Raw genomic sequence first — 18,147 nt, forward strand, 5'->3', positions numbered from 1 at the left:
GTCAATTCACTCTATCACCAACGAAAGGGTTACTTTTTCGCTCTTCGCCGAAAGTGCTCATTGGGCCATGTCCTGGAATAAACCGAATATCATCGCCGAGTGGAAATAGATTATTGCGAATAGAGCTAATTAACGTTGCATGGTCGCCACGCGGAAAGTCGGTACGACCGATAGAGCCTTTAAACAATACATCACCGACTTGTGCAAGTTTTGATTCGCGATGGAAAAACACAACATGCCCAGGTGTATGCCCAGGACAAAAGTAGACTTCTAAGGTAATATTACCAAAACTAACAGTATCTCCTTGCTGCAACCACCTGGTTGGCTCAAAGAACTCCGCCTGATCAAAACCAAACCTCGTTCGTTGCTCGGGGATCAAGTCAATCCAAAACTTATCTTCTTTATGTGGCCCTTCAATATCTACCCCATAATACTCGGATATCGCTTTAGTCGCTCCTGCATGATCAATATGCGCGTGTGTTAACAACACTTTCTCTAATGTTACATCATGCTGCTTAATCGCAGCATTTATGAGTTCTATATCGCCACCGGGGTCAATAATAGCGGCTCTCTTGGTTTCATCGCACCAAAATAAAGTACAATTTTGCTGAAAAGGTGTTACTGGAATAATTTGGTACTGCAACATAATCGCTCTCAAGGTTCTAAACAATTCACTATTTTCTCTGCTCCTTTATGTGGGTGCAAATAATTTTTAATTCAATGCTTCATTGAATAAATATTCGACAACTTAACCAATAATTTTAATAAAATGTTAAAATTACTTTCCTAATTCAGACGAACTCGGTAAGCTCGGCTGAAATAACAACAATAACGCAATTGATTTATGACGCAGCTCAGGGATTCATTTCACTCGCGGATAGGCTTTGTTTTAGCTGCCGCTGGTTCCGCAATTGGATTAGGTAATATTTGGGGCTTTCCCACCAATGCCGCTAATAATGGTGGTGGTGCTTTCTTATTTGTCTATTTAGTTGTGACCTTACTATTAGCGCTTCCTGCCCTTTATGCTGAAGTTTATATTGGTAACCAAGCACAAAAAAACCCTGTATCTGCGCTTGGAGATGCCTGCAAAGGGGTGTCTGAATCATTAGGGCGTAAAGCTGGTATTATTGGGCTTTGTGGCGCGATAATGATGTTAAGCTTTTACACCATCGTCGCCGGCTGGATGTTATCTCATGCGTTATCAGCCATTACAGAAATTATTGGTTTAACCGACTTGTCTCACTGGTTAGCAACATCGAGTACGGAAAGGAACCTATTATTTACACCTATTTTTATTCTACTTGGTGCTGCGATAATTCATCAGGGAGTCAACGCAGGTATAGAAAAATGGTCGACACGCCTGATGCCTATCCTGTTGATTATGCTCATTGGTTTAATCATCTATATATTACAACAACCAGGTGCAACAGAAGGGCTACAGGTATACTTGGTACCTGATTTTAGTCAAATAACAAATCCCAAATTAATTGTATCAGCCATGGGGCAAGCATTTTTCTCACTATCTATCGGTGTAGGTGGCATGATGGTTTACGGCTCCTATATGCAAAAAGACAAAGATTTAGGTAAGCTTGTTCTTTCAATTACTGCGCTAGATACGGGAATTGCTTTCTTAGCAGGTTTATTGATAATTCCAGCATTGTTTGTTGCACAGCATGCAGGACAACAGGTCTTTCAAGGAAATGAGTTGATTGGTGAAGGGCAGCTTATTTTCCACATATTGCCAGAGTTATTTTCTTCAATGGGCACCATGGGTTTAGTCGTTGCAGCTGGTTTCTTTCTATTACTTTCCATAGCAGCATTAACATCAACAATTTCTTCAACAGAAGTACCTGTAGCTTACCTCGTTGAAGATAAACAATTGTCACGTCAGAAAGCTACGTGGATTGTATCAGCAACAGTCATGTTTTTTTCAATGTTATTAATTGCCTTTTTTGATGTACTTTTTGGTGCTTTTATTCGGGTGCTCACCACGATACTGCAACCATTAAGCTGTTTATTTTACTTTATTGTTGTTGGTTGGTTATGGCACCGAGGCAATAAACTACGTGACAAAGCCTTACAACAAAATAGACCATGGTTAAGTCATTGGGGTAACTATTTACGTTTTGTTTGCCCTGTACTGCTAACCGTGGTGTTTATCAACGTTGCGATTTTGAATTAACCATTGTTCAGACATTAGTAAGTAATAATCACTACTAGATTTATTTACTAATGTCAGCTAATTACTTTCTTTGTTTAATCGCACAAGCCCTCGATCAAGCGCCTGAATTAAAGCGGGTGTGTCTGCATTTTTACGGCTAAAAGCAACATAAATATCACTTTGGTGGTTTAAAGCGCCTTTGACAATTGCACTTTGTGGTAACGACATTTCAGCCAAGGTATATGTAGCAACCTCATCAAACATTATCGCCACCTCTATTCGCTCATTGATCAACATACCTATAAGTTGTTGCTGCGTTGACACCCTAAACTCTTTAAAACGGTGTCGATTTCGCTCATAGTCGTCACCATATTCATAGCCAATAATAAGCCCGATAGCAGTATTATCGTTGAGTTGTTCTATAGATTTATATGGTTTTACCTTATTTACTGGGTAGTAATAAGAGGCTTTTGCCACCAATAATGCTTGCTCTCCAAAAGCAAAACGTTGCTCTGTATCTTTTTGGCGTGTTACATTAAAACAAGCATTAACTAGACCTTTTTCAGTCATCATTAGCGCTCGAGCATAAGGTACAGAAATGAACTCAACCGAAAACTGACTATCAGCCAGTGCGCTTTCAATTAAGCGCTGAGAAATTCCTTGCCCATTTCGACCGGAATACGGCGGCCAGCTATCTTCTGCAGCGAAAATAACCTGTTGCTTTGCTGACAAAGGGAACACTGCCAACAATAAGATTGTAAAAAATATTCTGTCCATAAAGGCCATTATAACGAGTTCGATAGCAATTAACGACTAACATTGTTTCGCCCCTTCTTTTTCGCTCGATATAGTGCCTGATCAGCAACCTTAATGACTTGTTCGAATGATTGTTTATCTTCGCGAGTAGAAACGCCCATAGAAACAGTAACACTGACAGTTTTAGTTTGTTCGGTAGGTTTGGTTCCCCGCGCTTTTTTACTTTTGCGTACAGGGTGCCTAATGATTATTTTATAATCAGCAATTAATTGTCGTATTCGCTCTAATTCAGGTGTTGCTTCATCACCACTCTTGCGAGGAAAAATAAGTGTAAATTCTTCGCCACCATAACGAAATGCTTTACCGCCTTCTGAAACAGTTGCTAGTTTTGCAGCAACTAACTTTAGCACTTGGTCGCCAATATCATGACCATAACTGTCATTAAATTTTTTAAAGTGGTCAATATCAACCATTGCTACACAATAGCGCCGTCCAAGAGACAATGCATACTGATTTAACGCTCTTCTAGAGGGGATCCCTGTCAATTCATCACGATAAGCTAAATAATAAGAATCAATGACTACCACGACAATATAATGTGCCAGTAATAACAGCATTATAACACTTAGCGGCAATAAGAGTTGTTGATAGTATGCAAGGGTGGCAATCAACAAGCTCGTTAACAGAGAGGCTATCAGTAAACTAGGGTAACGTATCGATTGATATAGCACATAAAGTGTCGTAAATATCAATGGCACTGCTAAGGTTATATTAGTACTAATTTGTTCTGGCCAGCCCAGTAAAATTGTTTGTGCCGCGATATATTCACTTATCATTAACCAAACTTTGGCTAAGCCAATACATACAGCAACGGCTAGTAATCTCAATAAGCCATGAACAGATATTAGCCCGCGATCTTTAATATTTACCAAAAAACTCAGTAAAAATACCGCCGATAAAAAAATCCATTCTTTGTGTTTAGATAGCGTCTCTAGCTCAACAAGCTTTTGCTGTATCACTAGGTAATAAATAAGCAATCCGATAATCATCAATGTATATCGACTGCGACTAAATTGCGCTGTAAATAAAATGCCAACGACAAATAAGCCAAAAACTATTTGCTCAATAAGCATGATTTTTGAAGACCACAACGCTTCGCTAAAACCGATAATAGCAAACAACAAGCTAATCGCTAGGCCTGTCCACAATGTGGTTTTAATACCTTCTAGTTTTTGTAGCAAATGTACAACCTTATCATTTTTATTCTTAGTTAACCCTAAGCGCTAAGCACATCAAAGACTTGTCTATTGTATGGTTGGAATGAAGTAGCAATCAACTTGTTTTTTCTTGTAACAGTTGTGTTTCTTGCTTATCTTCATTGCTAATGTCTACTTGTTCAATTTTTTCAAACCGTGCCGATATTTTATCTGCTGAAGTATGAATTTGTTTTACATCAGTAGACGCTTGGTCAATATGTCTTGCTAAGTTATTAAATCGCGTTTTAAAACGTGAAAAATCTGCCGATAATTCCCCTAAATGCGCTTTAATTATATGTACCTGTTCTCGTGTTGCTTCATCTTTTAACACTGCTCTAGCCGTCGTTAAAATTGCCATTAACGTTGTTGGCGACGTTAACCAAACACGCTGGTTATTCGCGTGTTCGACTAAATCAGGGAAGTGGCTATGTATTTCAGCAAATATTGCTTCTGCTGGTATAAACATAATCGCACCATCAGCCGTTTCACCACTGATTAAATATTTACTACTAATGTCATTAATATGCTTTTTAATATCGGTTTTAAATTGTTTCTCCGCCACCTTACGTTCTAACTCACTGGCGTCAATGTTGGTCATTCTCTTATAACTTTCTAACGGAAATTTCGCATCAATAACAACATTGCCTGTTGGTTCAGGCAACCATAAAACACAATCTGCTATTTTAGTATTCGATAATGTATATTGCAGACTAAAGTGCTGCTCTGGAAGCACATTACGAATTAGCGCGCTAAGCTGTACTTCGCCAAAGGCACCTCGTGAACGTTTATCAGATAATACTTCTTGCAAAGAAACAACATTACTCGAAAGTTCCGTGATCTTCTTTTGAGCATCATCTATCAATGCTAATCGTTTAACGATATCGCTAAATGTTTTACTGGTTTTTTCAAAACCATCGGCTAAGCGTTTTTCAACTTGCTCACTAATTTCTTTTAGACGATTATCCGTCGCTCCAGTTAATTCTGATACTTTATTTGCTATTTTATCGCTCGCTACATTCAGTGACTTCGCTTGTTCTTCCCGGTTCGCTTGATTATGTTTAGCAATAACATCTAGCAGTTGTTCTAACGCGACTGCTTGAGTCTTTGAAAAGTCTTGTTGGTGTTTGTGTAGCATATTTTGCAGTAATTGCGCTTCTTCTCGCGCTCTTTGATGCTGCTGCTGCGTACTTTCTGTAAAAAGCTTATGTTGCGCTAGTTTACTGTCACTAAACTGCTGTTGAAGAAGATGCTGATACCCTTGTAGGTGCTCCTGTAATAAAGACTTCATTTCTAGCGCTTGAGCATTGTTATTTATAGCAAAAATCTGTCCTAGAACAACGCCTAGCAATAACAATAACAACGCTATCGCCGTTAAAAAAAATAACTGTTCACCACTTAACTGACTAAAAAAACCGTTTAAAAAAGCTAACATCATTTCGAACCACTGTAATTATTAACAGGTATTTAAGCACAGCAACCACTAAATGCCAACAATAAAAAAAACGGTAAGCAAAAGCTTACCGTTTTTTCATATACATTAACGAACTTTTACTTGCTTGATGTTAATGCTTTGTCTAACTCTTCAATTTTAGCTTTCCAAATCGCTGGACCAGTAACATGTGCAGATTCACCTGTAGAGTCGACTGCTACTGTCACAGGCATATCTTCAACTTCAAATTCGTAAATTGCTTCCATGCCAAGCTCTTCAAATGCAACTACGCGTGCTTTTTTAATCGCTTTAGATACTAAATATGCTGCGCCGCCTACAGCCATTAAATACACAGATTTATGCGTTTTAATACTTTCTACTGTCGCAGGCCCACGCTCTGCTTTACCAATTGTACCGAGTAAGCCAGTATCATTTAGCATCATTTCAGTAAATTTATCCATGCGAGTTGCCGTTGTTGGTCCCGCAGGACCAACTGCTTCATCACCAATAGCATCAACTGGACCAACGTAATAAATAAATTTATTAGTAAAATCTACACCGTCAGGTAAACCCTCACCAGAGTTTAGTAATTCTTGAATTTTCTTATGCGCTGCATCGCGACCAGTTAATATTTTGCCTGACAGTAGTACTGTTTCACCCGTTTTCCATTCAGCAATATCTGCTTTTGTAAGCCCGTCAACATTTACCCGGCGAACATTTTCGCCTACTTCCCAGGTTATTTCAGGCCAATCTTCCAACTTAGGTGGTGTTAGGTCTGCTGGCCCTGTACCATCAAGGTGAAAGTGAACATGACGTGTCGCAGCACAATTAGGGATCATAACAACAGGTTTTGAAGCGGCATGAGTTGGTACGGAGTTTATTTTAACATCAACAACAGTGGTTAAACCACCTAAGCCTTGAGCGCCAATGCCTAACTTATTAACTCGTTCATAAATTTCTAGGCGTAATGCTTCTTCTGCACTTTGCGGGCCACGGTCTATTAACTCTTGAATATTAACAGGGTCCATCAGACTTTCTTTCGCAAGCACCCCTGCTTTTTCAGCAGTACCACCAACACCGATGCCTATCATCCCAGGTGGACACCAGCCGGCTCCCATTGTAGGCAATGTTTTTACGACCCAATCAGCGATTGAATCACTCGGGTTCAACATCGCCATTTTTGTTTTATTTTCACTTCCGCCACCTTTAGCAGCAATCATTACTTCTACTTCGTCACCAGCAACCATGTCTATGTGAACAACAGATGGTGTATTGTCTTTGGTATTTTTACGCGCACCTGCTGGGTCAGCAACAATAGAAGCCCTTAAAGGGTTATCTGGATTCAAGTATGCGCGACGTGTCCCTTCATCGACCATTTGTTGAACAGTCATGTCAGTTTTATCCCATTTTACATCCATGCCTATTTTAACAAAGCAGGTTACGATACCTGTGTCTTGGCAAATAGGACGTTTTCCATGTGCAGACATACGAGAGTTAATGAGAATTTGTGCTATCGCATCTTTTGCTGCTTGGCTTTCTTCTTTGTGGTAAGCCTTTTCAAGTGCTTGCACAAAATCTAGTGGATGGTAATAAGAAATATATTGCAATGCATCTGCAATACTGTCGATCATATCTTGTTGTTTGATAATAGCCATATTTGCCCTTTAACGGTTTTCAGGTTGTTCTTTCTACGTTAACTATAGCGAAAGTATTGAAAGTTATATTTTTGCCGATATGATACCCTGCTTGAATCACGCTCGCCAGTGGCGACGTTTGAATATTTAAAAGGTAGTCACATTGTCGCAGCATTGTAAATCAAATATTACCGCGAAACCTTTGCACTTTAGTCAAAAGCTAACACCGACCGAAGTCTTTGCTTCTATCGCCAATACTCCTTGGTCTATGTGGCTTGATTCCTCAAGCGATGATCATGTTGATAGCCAATTTGATATAATGGTTTGGTCGCCAAAGGCGACAATTGTTGCAAATAATCAACAGGTTACCATTGCCAAAGATCAGCTTGACGAAACAACGTTGACCGGACATGACCCGTTAACGGTGCTGTCAAACGTTCAAGATGAAATATTCGCATCTATAGATATTGATGTTGCTCACTTACCCTTTACTGGTGGTGCGCTTGGTTACTTCTCTTATGATCTAGGTAGAAGTTTTGAACGACTCCCAGATAAGGCTGTTAAAGATATAGATATGCCAGAAATGGCAATAGGCATATATACCAACGCCATAATATTTGACAACAAATCACAACAATACTATTTAATTTGTCTAGAACATGAACGTAGCGAGCATGTTCAAAAGTTTTCTACAATTAGCCATTCAGCGTTATCTAAAGCGACCAATTTTACCTTAACGGCACCTTGGGAAACCAATATAACCAAAACACAATATTATGATAAATTTGCACAAGTACAACGCTATTTAATCAATGGTGATTGTTATCAAATTAACTTAACGCAACGATTTTCTAGCCGCTATAGTGGTGATGAATTTTTAGCTTATTTAGCCTTAAGAGAAACAAATAAAGCGCCCTTTTCTGCTTTCATACGATTACCTAATTTTAGTATTTTAAGTGTCTCTCCTGAACGTTTTATTCAAGTAAAACAAGGCATGGTGCAAACAAAACCAATCAAAGGCACAATGGCGCGTAAAGATGACCCAAAAGCAGACCAACAACAAAAAGACCTCTTAAGCCAATCAAATAAAGATAAAGCTGAAAACTTAATGATTGTTGACTTATTACGCAATGACATTAGTAAAGTATGCCAGGCAGGATCCGTCGTTGTACCAACCTTGTTTGATATTGAGAGCTTTCCAGCGGTACACCATCTCGTAAGTACCGTTGAGGGAAAACTAAAAGATGGTAAAACAGCTGTAGATTTATTAAGGGCGTCCTTTCCTGGCGGCTCTATAACCGGCGCACCCAAAATTCGTGCGATGGAAATCATTGATGAATTAGAGCCACAACGAAGAAGCATATACTGTGGCGCTATTGGATACATTTCCGCAAATGGAAATATGGATACAAGTATAACCATCCGCACACTTGTCTGCAAAAATCAGCAAATATTTTGTTGGGCCGGCGGTGGCATTGTCGCTGACTCTAGTGCAGAAGATGAATACCAAGAAAGTTTAGACAAAGTAAATAAAATTCTTCCTGTTCTCGCCGCAATGCCATAACATTTAGCATAACAATCTAGGCTCTTAACCGGATTTTTAGGCGTGATTCAATGGATAGAAAAGAGTTTTTAAACAAATTTCATTTACATCAACTGTCATCGAATGACGTTTATCATGACTTCATTGCTAAAAGTAAGGTACGACAGTCGGCAGTGTTAGTGGCGTTAGTAGAATTAAACAACAACTTACAAGTAATTTTAACAAAACGTTCTGAACACTTAAGACATCACCCAGGACAAATTAGTTTTCCAGGCGGAAAAGTTGAAGCACAAGATAGAAATGTCATTGATACCGCATTACGCGAGGCGAACGAAGAAATAGGTATAAGTGCTGATAACATTGAAATTTTAGGGCAACTTCCAGACTATCAAACACTTACAGGGTTTACAATTAGCCCAATAATCGCGTTATTATCAGAGATGCCTCATTATATAATCGATAACAATGAAGTGGCTCACGTTTTTGAAGTACCCTTGGCTCACTTTCTTGATCAAAATAATCATATTATTGTAGACATCGAACGCCATTCACGAAAACATCCTGTTTATTATATGCCGTACCATGAACATAATATTTGGGGTGCTACCGCTGCGATTCTAAAAGATCTGTGCCAACACTTACGATAATTTGCGCCAAGGTGCTATAGATTTTCACGCAGTTACAGCTAAACTTATTTAGAAACGTAATACTTTATTGTATTATTACCGAAGATTATTTCCTAAAATTCTAAAAATTATAACTATTATTCAGGTTTAACGCATGATTAGTGTATTTGATATGTTTTCAATTGGTATTGGTCCTTCAAGTTCCCATACCGTTGGTCCAATGAAAGCGGCAAAATTATTTGTCGATCACCTTGCTGAGCAAAAATTAGCAGACAATGTTGATCGATTCAAAGTTGAACTCTTTGGTTCATTGGGTCAAACAGGCGTTGGGCATGGCACAGGTAAAGCAGTTATTTTAGGGCTTTCCGGTGAAAAACCAGAAGAAATTCCGGTAACGTCAATAGACAGCATAATAAAGCAGGTTAATGATACACAAAAGATTTCTTTATCATCTGGTAAGCAAGTGGATTTCCCCAAGGAAGATGCCATTATTTACCACAGAAGAAAAACATTACCTGCACATGCTAACGCAATGACGCTTTTTGCTTTTCAAAACGATAATGTCATTTTTGAAGAAACCTATTATTCTATTGGTGGTGGTTTTATCGTACAAGATTGTGATTTTGAAAAAGAAAAAGACAAAGCATTATCCTTACATAATAATATTATTCGCCCTCATAAATTTTCCAGTGCAGACGAGTTAATTAGTATAGCAGCAGAAAAAGGACTGAGTATTAGCACGATAATGATGGAAAACGAAAAGTGCTTAGCTGATGAACAAACAATAAGAAAAGAACTTGTTAACATTTGGCAAGCAATGAAAGACAGTGTCGAACGAGGCATGAAAACGGAAGGTATATTACCCGGTGGCTTAAAAGTAACACGTCGAGCACCTGCACTGTTTCGCTCTCTGTCAGTCGAAAGTAATAATGATCCATTAAGTGCAATGGACTGGGTTAACTTGTTTGCCCTTGCTGTTAACGAAGAAAATGCTGCAGGTAGCCGTGTTGTTACCGCGCCTACTAATGGTGCAGCAGGTATCATTCCTGCGGTATTATGTTACTACGATAAATTTATAAGACCAGTTACCGATGAAGATTGCATTCGCTATTTACTCACCGCTGCAGCGATTGGCATTTTATATAAAACCAATGCGACAATTTCTGGCGCTGAAGGTGGTTGCCAAGCCGAGGTTGGTGTTGCTTGTTCAATGGCTGCAGGAGCGTTAACTGAAGTAATGGGTGGTAGTCCAAAGCAAGTCGAAAATGCCGCCGAAATTGGCATGGAACATAACCTTGGCTTAACCTGCGATCCTGTTGGTGGTTTAGTACAAGTTCCTTGTATAGAAAGAAATGCCATGGGTTCCGTTAAAGCGATTAATGCTTCACGTTTGGCTTTAAGAGGCACAGGCACACAAAAGGTTTCACTAGACAAAGTTATTAAAACGATGTGGGAAACTGGAAATGATATGAAAACTAAATATAAAGAAACGTCTAGAGGTGGGTTAGCCGTTAATATTATCGAATGTTAATGTCTATTAGGCCTTAAAACGTAATTATTTTAAGGCCTAATGCTGTCATTATTTTATTGGTAATTTAATATTTTGGAACAATTCTTCAATTTCTGCATTATTTTTAAGTAATACAGCACGAGTGACTAGATCACGATTTAAATGCGGTGCAAATCTCTCGATAAAGTCGAACATGTAACCTCTTAAGAATGTGCCACGTCTAAAGCCAATTTTGGTAGTACTTGCTTTAAATAAATGACTTGCATCCAAAGTTACAAGATCCTTATCAAGTTCAGGATCCATTGCCATCGTCGCAATAACGCCAATACCAACACCCATTCTTACGTAAGTTTTAATTACATCTGCGTCTGTTGCTGTAAAGGCAATTTTAGGTTCAACGCCCGCTCGCTTAAATGCTTCATCTAGCTCAGAACGACCTGTAAAGCCAAATACATAGGTCACTAATGAATATTGAGCGATGTCTTCAATCGTTAATTCTTTTTTCTTCGCTAAAGGGTGATCAGGTCTTACAATGATGCTTCTATTCCAGTGGTAACAAGGTAACATCACTAAATCGTTGTACAAATGAAATGACTCTGTTGCTATAGCAAAATCGGCTTCACCTTTCGTAGCAGCATCACTAATTTGTGCAGGAGTACCTTGGTACATATGCAGCGTCACTTTAGCATATTTTTTCATAAAGCCTTGAATAACATCAGGTAGAGCATAACGTGCTTGAGTATGTGTCGTTGCAATTCTCAACTTGCCTTCATCGGGCTGTGTATGTTCTCGTGCAACGGCTTTAATAGCCTCAACTTTAGACAAAATCTCCGTTGCAATGTTTATCACTTCTTTACCTGCCGTAGTTACATGCGTTAGATGCTTACCACTACGACCAAATATTTGGATACCGAGCTCATCTTCTAACATGCGAACCTGTTTACTTATTCCAGGTTGCGAGGTAAATAAACTTTCTGCTGTAGCAGATACATTCAAATTATTGTTTTGTACTTCGACAATATAACGGAGTTGTTGCAGCTTCATAATGTGTGTTTTAAATGACTTATGCCAAAAATATATACTTAAATAACAATTTATTCCATAGTCTTTTAGTTTTTTTGTAAAAAAATTTCATAAAAACGCTAAAAAACCCCTCTTATGAAAGAATATTACAACAATAAGTAAAATAAAAGTACATATTTTAATCTTTTCACTATAAATCTAATTATGTTTCATTTTACTATCAGTAATTTGCAAGATAACGCTATGCTAAAGGCTACATTTTTTGTAGACTGAGATATAGTACATAGTAAGCATTACAGTTGAGAAGCAAAATATGGGTATAATTATAGGCTTAGTAATTGCTCTTGTCGTCATTGTTGTTTTTGTTAACGCAGTTCAACAACACAAAGAAAAACAAGAACAAGAAAAAAGAGCAAAAGCAGCCAAACAAAAAGCGATTATCGATGAAACTGAAGAGTTGATACTCAACCTTTCGCACTTACCAACCAACCCAAAAGTCGTTGAAATACTCAATCGACGCAGCTTAAATGCTGTTAAAGCAATGGCGCAAATCATGCCTGAGCTTAAAGGAATTAAAAATAAAATAAATGAAATGGAAGCGCGCTTGTCTGCGTCTGAAGATATGTCGGCTCAAAATGCAGATGAAACTTTTGTATTGCCGGATAACGAGCAACAACTTGTGGTTATTCTGCAAACTATCAAGAAGTTGCGAGTTACATTGAAGTCTGAGCAGATCAAGGGGGCATTAGATGCTCAAACTTATATGCACGAAGATCAAAAACTAGATGCAATGCAATTGCGAATAAACATTGAAAGCCTTTATAAACGTGGCTCACAAGCGCATGGCAAAGAAATGCTTGGTTCTGCTCGTCAATATTATGAAAAAGCCATTCAAACGCTTACTGATCACCCGCATCAAACAGAATACACCATTAAAAAGCGTGAAGAAATCCAAGAGCAGCTTGACCTGATCACCAACGCACTTAAAAATTCAAATGCTGCAGACGCTGCTAAAAAAGCAAAAGATGAAGAAGATGATTTAGACCTATTGTTTCAACCTAAGAAAAAATGGTAAGTTTTCGATCATGATTAAAAAAGCCGACATCATTGTCGGCTTTTTTAATTGCTAATTTGTCAATTAACCTAAAATGGCATTTTCATCCCTGGAGGCATTTGCATACCACCTGTAATGGAACCCATTTTTTCTTTGTTTTGCTCTTCCACACGTCTTACCGCATCATTAAATGCAGCAGCAACCAAATCTTCAATCATTTCCTTGTCGTCTTCCATCAAACTTTCGTCAATTTCTACACGACGTACGCTGTGGCTGCCTGTCATTGTGACTTTAACCATACCAGCACCAGACTCGCCTACTACTTCCATTTTTGCTAGCTCTTCTTGCATTTTCTGCATTTTAGCCTGCATTTGTTGGGCCTGTTTCATTATGTTGCCCATTCCGCCTTTCATCATACTTATACTCCAATTAACACTTGCTGCCATAGATAGGGACTAAACTATAAAAATTCAAGTCACTATCTAGCTTCTATTGTCTCGTCATCTAACTCTGCTTGAAATACTTCTTGCATCGCAATAACAAGCTCATCGTTTTTTAATAGCTCTTTTGCATACTCGTAACGTTTATCATTTATTTTACGCTGGATCTGTGCTGGATCATCGTTAGTTTCATCAACAATCATCACCTCAACAGCAACCGTTTTACCGAAGTATTCCGATACAAATTGATTTAACTGACTCATTGCTGCATCAGATTTTAAATGCTTTGTTGATTGATTTAAAGAAAGTACAAGCCTTTCATTATCAGTTTGCTCATTAATCGTTGCATTTAACGCTAATTGCCTTAAGCGACCATTTAGTGCCATTGCATCTATCATATTAGCCCATTTATCGACTTGATTAGCCTTTTTAATAACACTAGGGTCAATTGCTTGTTCTATAAACGGTTGCTCGGGCACTAACGCTAAATCAGGTACATTTTTAGGTCTATCTTTTACCGCACTAGCACTTGCAGTCGATTCACGACGCTCTACGGCGTCGTTAGACTTTTTTTCATGATTCTCCAAAGCCTGTTTTTGACTTCGTAGCATATTTCGACGCGCCAATACTTGGCTAATTTCAGGAGCACCCGAGCTTAGTTCGGAGACTTCGTTATTAGTCGCAGAAGCATTGTGTGCTTTATCTATATTAACATCACCATTAACGTTTTCATTTGGGCATTCTTTTTTAGAGTGTTCTAAATCAGCTTCTGTACTATTATCTCCTACAGATAACTCATCTACCTCTTGTTGTACTTCCGCACTATTTTCAATAATCGCTTTAGCTTGCTGCTCTATTACTGTCATCTGTTCAGAGAGCTCATGCGCTATTGTCTGATTATTATCAGCTACAATGTCGTTCGGTGCAGGCTCTTCCAACGTAGCGACGTCATTATTGCCAGCTGTATTAGCCGGTTTTACTTTTGAAAACGAAACATCATCAAAGTCAACATCATTCGCTACCTGTGTCTCGTTCTCGTTAAGTTCACTATAACGTTGTGGCTTAAACGCTAACAAGCGTAACAATACCATATCAAAAGCAGCCTGCTCATCAACCGCATAAGGTAGATCTTTTCTACCTGTTAATGCTATTTGATAATACAGCTGAACGTCCTCTGGAGACATTGCTTGGCAGAACTTTTCAAGCAGCACGTTATGTTCAGGAGACAAATCAAAGTGTTTACCAACCACCTGGTTAATCGCGATTTGATGCAGTAATTGGATCAGCTCAGCAAGTAAACGACCATAATTTGGAGAATAAGACGCAATTTCTAGGGATAGCGACATTAAGGCTTCTGCATCATTTTTAACTAACGCAACTAAAATTTTGAACACCCAATTATGATCAACACCACCTAACATTTGTTGTACATTGGCAGCGATAATATCACCATTTCCTTGCGCCATCGCTTGATCGGTCAGGCTTAAAGAGTCTCGCATACTACCTCTCGCTGCCTTTGCGATAAGGTTTAATGCTAGCGGTTCAATTGTCACTTGTTCAGATTGTAATATATCTGTTAGTTTTTGTTCTATCTGTTGCACAGTGAGTGCTTTCAAATGGAACTGTAAACAACGAGACAACACTGTCACTGGCAACTTTTGTGGATCTGTCGTTGCAAGTATGAATTTAACATGTTCTGGCGGTTCTTCTAACGTCTTTAATAATGCATTAAAACTACTACGCGAAAGCATATGCACTTCATCAATTAAATAAACCTTATATCGCCCTCTCGTAGGAGAATATTGAACGTTATCGAGTATTTCACGTGTATCGTCAACCTTAGTACGTGATGCAGCGTCAATTTCGATTAAATCAACAAAGCGGCCTTGATCGATATCTTGACAAACATCGCACTGACCACAAGGCTCTGCTGTGATACCCTCAAGGCAATTTAAACTTTTCGCAAATATTCTGGCAATCGTCGTTTTACCAACGCCCCGAGTACCAGTAAATAAATAGGCATGATGTAACCTTTGCTGCGTTAAAGCATTAGAAAGCACAGCAACAACATGTTCCTGCCCCATCAGCTCTGCAAAGTTTTTAGGTCGCCACTTTCTCGCTAATACTTGATAACTCATCGCTTAATTAATCGCCTTCATATGCCAAAAGGTAATGAACATCTAATCCTAAGGCAGCAAGTTTCTTCTCACCACCTAGATCAGGCAGAGAAATAACAAAAGCAGCATCCTTTACTTGAGCACCGACTCGCGAAATAAGCTTATGAGTCGCTTCTATAGTACCACCTGTTGCTAACAAATCGTCAATGATAAGTACTTTATCTTTAGATGTTAATGCATCTTGATGTATCTCTAAGGTATCTGAGCCATATTCAAGTTGATAATCTTGGGCAAATGTTGCTCTTGGCAATTTACCTGGCTTTCGCACTGGTACAAAGCCTAAGCCTAATTTTAATGCTAAAGGAGCACCAAATAGGAATCCTCTAGCTTCAGTACCAACAACTTTCGTAAAACCGTATTCTCGGTATTTCTCTGCCAAGAGGTTGATGGTTAAGTTGAAAGCTTCAGCGCTGTCTAAGATACCAGTAACATCACGAAACATGATCCCTTGTTTAGGATAGTCAGGGATTGTGTGTACTGCGTTTTCTAAGAGTGCTTTTTGTGAATTGGTCATACTAACTATTATTCTATTACTTTATTTCTTTTTAAGGGTAATAGAATAATAGAAAACTGACTAATTTGATATAGATCTTACAGTGTTAATTTGAGGGAATAACGGTGCAATAAGATTCTCGAAATTAACTGGGTTAATAGGTTTTTCGATTAACTCATCAAATAACGTTGATTCTGCCAGTTGATTGACTGCACTTGCACCTTGGGTTGTCATAAAAAAGAGTTTAGCATTAACCAACAACTGCTTTTTATCCAAGTTTTTGACCAATTGTAAACCGTTCATAACAGGCATTAAATGATCAATGATAAACAAATCGTATTGTTTCTTTTGTGCTTTTTCCAACGCATCAAGGCCGTTACCGGCATTATCAATTTCACACTGATAATCTGAAAGTAATGAACGCACTTGCTCAATAACGACTTGTTTATCGTCAACAATTAATATTTGCATGTGTTTTTCTTAACTAAGGTTAATTGCAACTAGCTTAGTACAGTTAGCCAGCCCATTAACATGGGTAATAACGGAGCCGCAATTAACGCAGTAAGAGCAGCAAATAAGTGGCGCTTTGACGAGCTATCTTTAAAGTTCTCATTATGTGACATCTTCAACTTCCTAATAAACTACAAAATGAACGGCGCGAATTCTAGCGAAAAATTGACGAATTAGATAGTACTTTTTGATCTAGATCAAAGATCACCTGTTGAGCTTAACAAATAAAAAAGCCAGCCTCTTAAGGCTGGCTTTTTAAATACGCATCAAATAAAACGTCTAAATTGACTTACCTTTACGTTTAGCGGTGTCTTTAATATAAGAAACCCAACCTCTTGCGTTTTTACGCGTTCTCGGGTCTTTTAGAGCTTTTTGAATTGCATCATATGCTTGCTTATATTGACCTAAATAAAAGTGGGCTTCAGCTAAGCTCATATTTAAACGACCTTTGTCTTTAGCGCCTAACGAAAGTGCTTTCTCAATAGCAACGATAGCCTTCTTAAACTGCTCGTCTTGAGCAAGAAGAGTACCTAACTTAGCGTAATGCTTAGAATCATTAGTCATCTTAGCAAGTTCGCTATAGTACTTAGCTGCTTTATCAATTTCTTGTGCTGCATGATAAGCATTAGCTAAAGAGAAAAGGTTTTTATCATCACGCTTAATTTCACCTGAATCGATATGCTTCTCTAAAATTCTCGCAGCTTTGTACGGGATATTATTTTGAGAATACAAACTCGCTAGTGTTTTAAGGTGAGATTCCTTATCTACAAAACCTTGCTTGTATGCCAAATCAAGCGTTGCCATGCCACGTTTATAGTCTTCTGTTAACAAGTAGAAATTACCTAATTGCGTCCAGAAAGCCTTTTCAGTTGGAAATAGCTGTACCGCTGTCTCAAGCACTTCAACCGCATCTTTATATTTCTTACGCTCATAATATGAGGTAAGTTTTAATAAATAAGGGTTCTTATTTTGCTTGTCACCGTAGGCAGCAATTGCATTATCAGCAGGTTCTACCATTTTATCTAAACGTTTTAATTGATAATTGGCGTTAGAAATTTTAACCCAAGTATCACCGTCAGACTTACCAGTAAAATCCATCCAAGCTTCGTAATTTTTTAGTGCATCTTCATATGCCTGTTCTTGCATTTGAAGGTCAGCTAAAAGTTTTAATGCGTCACCATGATCTGATTCATTCAATATATCAGGCTCTACGGCACTTTTTAGGTAAGAAATAGCCTTTTTAGACTCACCTAACGTTGCATACATATTCGCAATAAAACGAGCTAAATATGCTTTGTCGTAGTCTTTTTTGGCATCTATTTCTAATAGAAGTGCTAATGCACCTTTGACATCATCTGCTGAGTACAGCTCAAATGCCTTACCTATTTTTTTACCTACAGATTGACCAACCAACTGAGTTTTACGTTTTGGCTTTTCTGACTTTTGCTCAGCAGCTTGCACGTCATATGTAACAGGCAATTGAACCAACGCTACAGAAGCAAATAATAGTAAAGATTTAGTGATCTTATTCATTA

The 18,147-nt window shown here is 38.4% G+C and carries 17 protein-coding genes; 5 read left to right on the forward strand and 12 right to left on the reverse strand.

The genetic code is table 11. From position 1 onward, the window contains the following. Position 1 precedes the first annotated feature (1 nt). A complete protein-coding gene (locus QUE09_RS12160; RefSeq protein WP_286235928.1) occupies positions 2 to 643 on the reverse strand; it encodes an MBL fold metallo-hydrolase in 642 nt (213 codons plus the stop codon). Positions 644 to 844: 201 nt separating this feature from the next. On the opposite strand from QUE09_RS12160, the gene QUE09_RS12165 reads away from it, so the two are divergent. Then, entirely contained in the window at positions 845 to 2,182 is a 1,338-nt protein-coding gene (locus tag QUE09_RS12165; protein WP_286233029.1) for a sodium-dependent transporter, read from the forward strand. Between the two features lie 57 nt (positions 2,183 to 2,239). Here the strand turns inward: QUE09_RS12165 and QUE09_RS12170 are convergent, their stop codons facing one another. The 4 genes from QUE09_RS12170 to QUE09_RS12185 all read right to left on the reverse strand — a co-directional run bounded on the left by QUE09_RS12170 (position 2,240) and on the right by QUE09_RS12185 (position 7,257). Continuing rightward, positions 2,240 to 2,938, reverse strand: coding sequence for a substrate-binding periplasmic protein (locus QUE09_RS12170; RefSeq protein WP_286233030.1), 699 nt, complete (start codon positions 2,936 to 2,938; stop codon positions 2,240 to 2,242). 29 nt (positions 2,939 to 2,967) lie between these two features. After that, entirely contained in the window at positions 2,968 to 4,158 is a 1,191-nt protein-coding gene (locus tag QUE09_RS12175) for a GGDEF domain-containing protein (protein ID WP_286233031.1), read from the reverse strand. 91 nt (positions 4,159 to 4,249) lie between these two features. Further along, positions 4,250 to 5,608 (reverse strand): DNA recombination protein RmuC, encoded by a 1,359-nt coding sequence (locus tag QUE09_RS12180; protein ID WP_286233032.1) that lies wholly within the window; start codon positions 5,606 to 5,608, stop codon positions 4,250 to 4,252. 113 nt (positions 5,609 to 5,721) lie between these two features. Then, positions 5,722 to 7,257 (reverse strand): fumarate hydratase, encoded by a 1,536-nt coding sequence (locus QUE09_RS12185; RefSeq protein WP_286233034.1) that lies wholly within the window; start codon positions 7,255 to 7,257, stop codon positions 5,722 to 5,724. 142 nt (positions 7,258 to 7,399) lie between these two features. Between QUE09_RS12185 and pabB the strand changes: the two genes are divergently transcribed. From pabB to QUE09_RS12200, 3 genes are all read left to right on the forward strand, one after another. After that, on the forward strand, positions 7,400 to 8,800 hold the full coding sequence (gene pabB, locus QUE09_RS12190; protein ID WP_491590187.1) for an aminodeoxychorismate synthase component I: 1,401 nt from the start codon (positions 7,400 to 7,402) through the stop codon (positions 8,798 to 8,800). Positions 8,801 to 8,850: 50 nt separating this feature from the next. Next, positions 8,851 to 9,426 (forward strand): CoA pyrophosphatase, encoded by a 576-nt coding sequence (locus tag QUE09_RS12195; RefSeq protein WP_286233035.1) that lies wholly within the window; start codon positions 8,851 to 8,853, stop codon positions 9,424 to 9,426. A gap of 133 nt (positions 9,427 to 9,559) precedes the next feature. Continuing rightward, entirely contained in the window at positions 9,560 to 10,936 is a 1,377-nt protein-coding gene (locus tag QUE09_RS12200) for an L-serine ammonia-lyase (RefSeq protein ID WP_286233036.1), read from the forward strand. A gap of 48 nt (positions 10,937 to 10,984) precedes the next feature. On the opposite strand, the gene cysB is transcribed toward QUE09_RS12200, so the two are convergent. After that, positions 10,985 to 11,959, reverse strand: a complete 975-nt coding sequence (gene cysB, locus QUE09_RS12205; protein ID WP_286233037.1) for an HTH-type transcriptional regulator CysB — start codon at positions 11,957 to 11,959, stop codon at positions 10,985 to 10,987. A gap of 292 nt (positions 11,960 to 12,251) precedes the next feature. Here cysB and QUE09_RS12210 point away from each other — a divergent pair, with 292 nt between their 5' ends. Further along, positions 12,252 to 13,013 carry a hypothetical protein gene (locus QUE09_RS12210; RefSeq protein ID WP_286233038.1) on the forward strand — a complete coding sequence of 254 codons (762 nt, stop codon included), beginning with the start codon at positions 12,252 to 12,254 and terminating at the stop codon, positions 13,011 to 13,013. 68 nt (positions 13,014 to 13,081) lie between these two features. Here the strand turns inward: QUE09_RS12210 and QUE09_RS12215 are convergent, their stop codons facing one another. The 6 genes from QUE09_RS12215 to QUE09_RS12240 all read right to left on the reverse strand — a co-directional run bounded on the left by QUE09_RS12215 (position 13,082) and on the right by QUE09_RS12240 (position 18,145). Beyond that, positions 13,082 to 13,408, reverse strand: a complete 327-nt coding sequence (locus QUE09_RS12215; protein ID WP_286233039.1) for a YbaB/EbfC family nucleoid-associated protein — start codon at positions 13,406 to 13,408, stop codon at positions 13,082 to 13,084. A 62-nt stretch (positions 13,409 to 13,470) separates the two neighbouring features. Beyond that, positions 13,471 to 15,570, reverse strand: coding sequence for a DNA polymerase III subunit gamma/tau (dnaX, locus tag QUE09_RS12220; RefSeq protein ID WP_286233040.1), 2,100 nt, complete (start codon positions 15,568 to 15,570; stop codon positions 13,471 to 13,473). A 7-nt stretch (positions 15,571 to 15,577) separates the two neighbouring features. Then, a complete protein-coding gene (gene apt, locus QUE09_RS12225; RefSeq protein ID WP_286233041.1) occupies positions 15,578 to 16,123 on the reverse strand; it encodes an adenine phosphoribosyltransferase in 546 nt (181 codons plus the stop codon). Between the two features lie 60 nt (positions 16,124 to 16,183). Beyond that, positions 16,184 to 16,573, reverse strand: a complete 390-nt coding sequence (locus tag QUE09_RS12230; protein WP_286233042.1) for a response regulator — start codon at positions 16,571 to 16,573, stop codon at positions 16,184 to 16,186. A gap of 29 nt (positions 16,574 to 16,602) precedes the next feature. Next, positions 16,603 to 16,725 carry a hypothetical protein gene (locus QUE09_RS12235; RefSeq protein ID WP_286233044.1) on the reverse strand — a complete coding sequence of 41 codons (123 nt, stop codon included), beginning with the start codon at positions 16,723 to 16,725 and terminating at the stop codon, positions 16,603 to 16,605. A gap of 166 nt (positions 16,726 to 16,891) precedes the next feature. Further along, entirely contained in the window at positions 16,892 to 18,145 is a 1,254-nt protein-coding gene (locus tag QUE09_RS12240; RefSeq protein ID WP_286233045.1) for a tetratricopeptide repeat protein, read from the reverse strand. Positions 18,146 to 18,147: the final 2 nt, after the last annotated feature.

The sequence above is a fragment of the Thalassotalea sediminis genome, from assembly GCF_030295915.1.
Taxonomy (GTDB): domain Bacteria; phylum Pseudomonadota; class Gammaproteobacteria; order Enterobacterales; family Alteromonadaceae; genus Thalassotalea_C; species Thalassotalea_C sediminis.

Coding starts and splice junctions, on each gene's coding strand:
- QUE09_RS12165 (WP_286233029.1), top strand. CDS start 845: ATGACGCAGCTCAGGGATTCATTTCACTCGCGGATAGGCTTTGTTTTA.
- QUE09_RS12170 (WP_286233030.1), bottom strand. CDS start 2,938: ATGGACAGAATATTTTTTACAATCTTATTGTTGGCAGTGTTCCCTTTG.
- QUE09_RS12180 (WP_286233032.1), bottom strand. CDS start 5,608: ATGATGTTAGCTTTTTTAAACGGTTTTTTTAGTCAGTTAAGTGGTGAA.
- QUE09_RS12185 (WP_286233034.1), bottom strand. CDS start 7,257: ATGGCTATTATCAAACAACAAGATATGATCGACAGTATTGCAGATGCA.
- QUE09_RS12195 (WP_286233035.1), top strand. CDS start 8,851: ATGGATAGAAAAGAGTTTTTAAACAAATTTCATTTACATCAACTGTCA.
- QUE09_RS12200 (WP_286233036.1), top strand. CDS start 9,560: ATGATTAGTGTATTTGATATGTTTTCAATTGGTATTGGTCCTTCAAGT.
- cysB (WP_286233037.1), bottom strand. CDS start 11,959: ATGAAGCTGCAACAACTCCGTTATATTGTCGAAGTACAAAACAATAAT.
- QUE09_RS12210 (WP_286233038.1), top strand. CDS start 12,252: ATGGGTATAATTATAGGCTTAGTAATTGCTCTTGTCGTCATTGTTGTT.
- QUE09_RS12215 (WP_286233039.1), bottom strand. CDS start 13,408: ATGATGAAAGGCGGAATGGGCAACATAATGAAACAGGCCCAACAAATG.
- dnaX (WP_286233040.1), bottom strand. CDS start 15,570: ATGAGTTATCAAGTATTAGCGAGAAAGTGGCGACCTAAAAACTTTGCA.
- apt (WP_286233041.1), bottom strand. CDS start 16,123: ATGACCAATTCACAAAAAGCACTCTTAGAAAACGCAGTACACACAATC.
- QUE09_RS12230 (WP_286233042.1), bottom strand. CDS start 16,573: ATGCAAATATTAATTGTTGACGATAAACAAGTCGTTATTGAGCAAGTG.
- QUE09_RS12235 (WP_286233044.1), bottom strand. CDS start 16,725: ATGTCACATAATGAGAACTTTAAAGATAGCTCGTCAAAGCGCCACTTA.
- QUE09_RS12240 (WP_286233045.1), bottom strand. CDS start 18,145: ATGAATAAGATCACTAAATCTTTACTATTATTTGCTTCTGTAGCGTTG.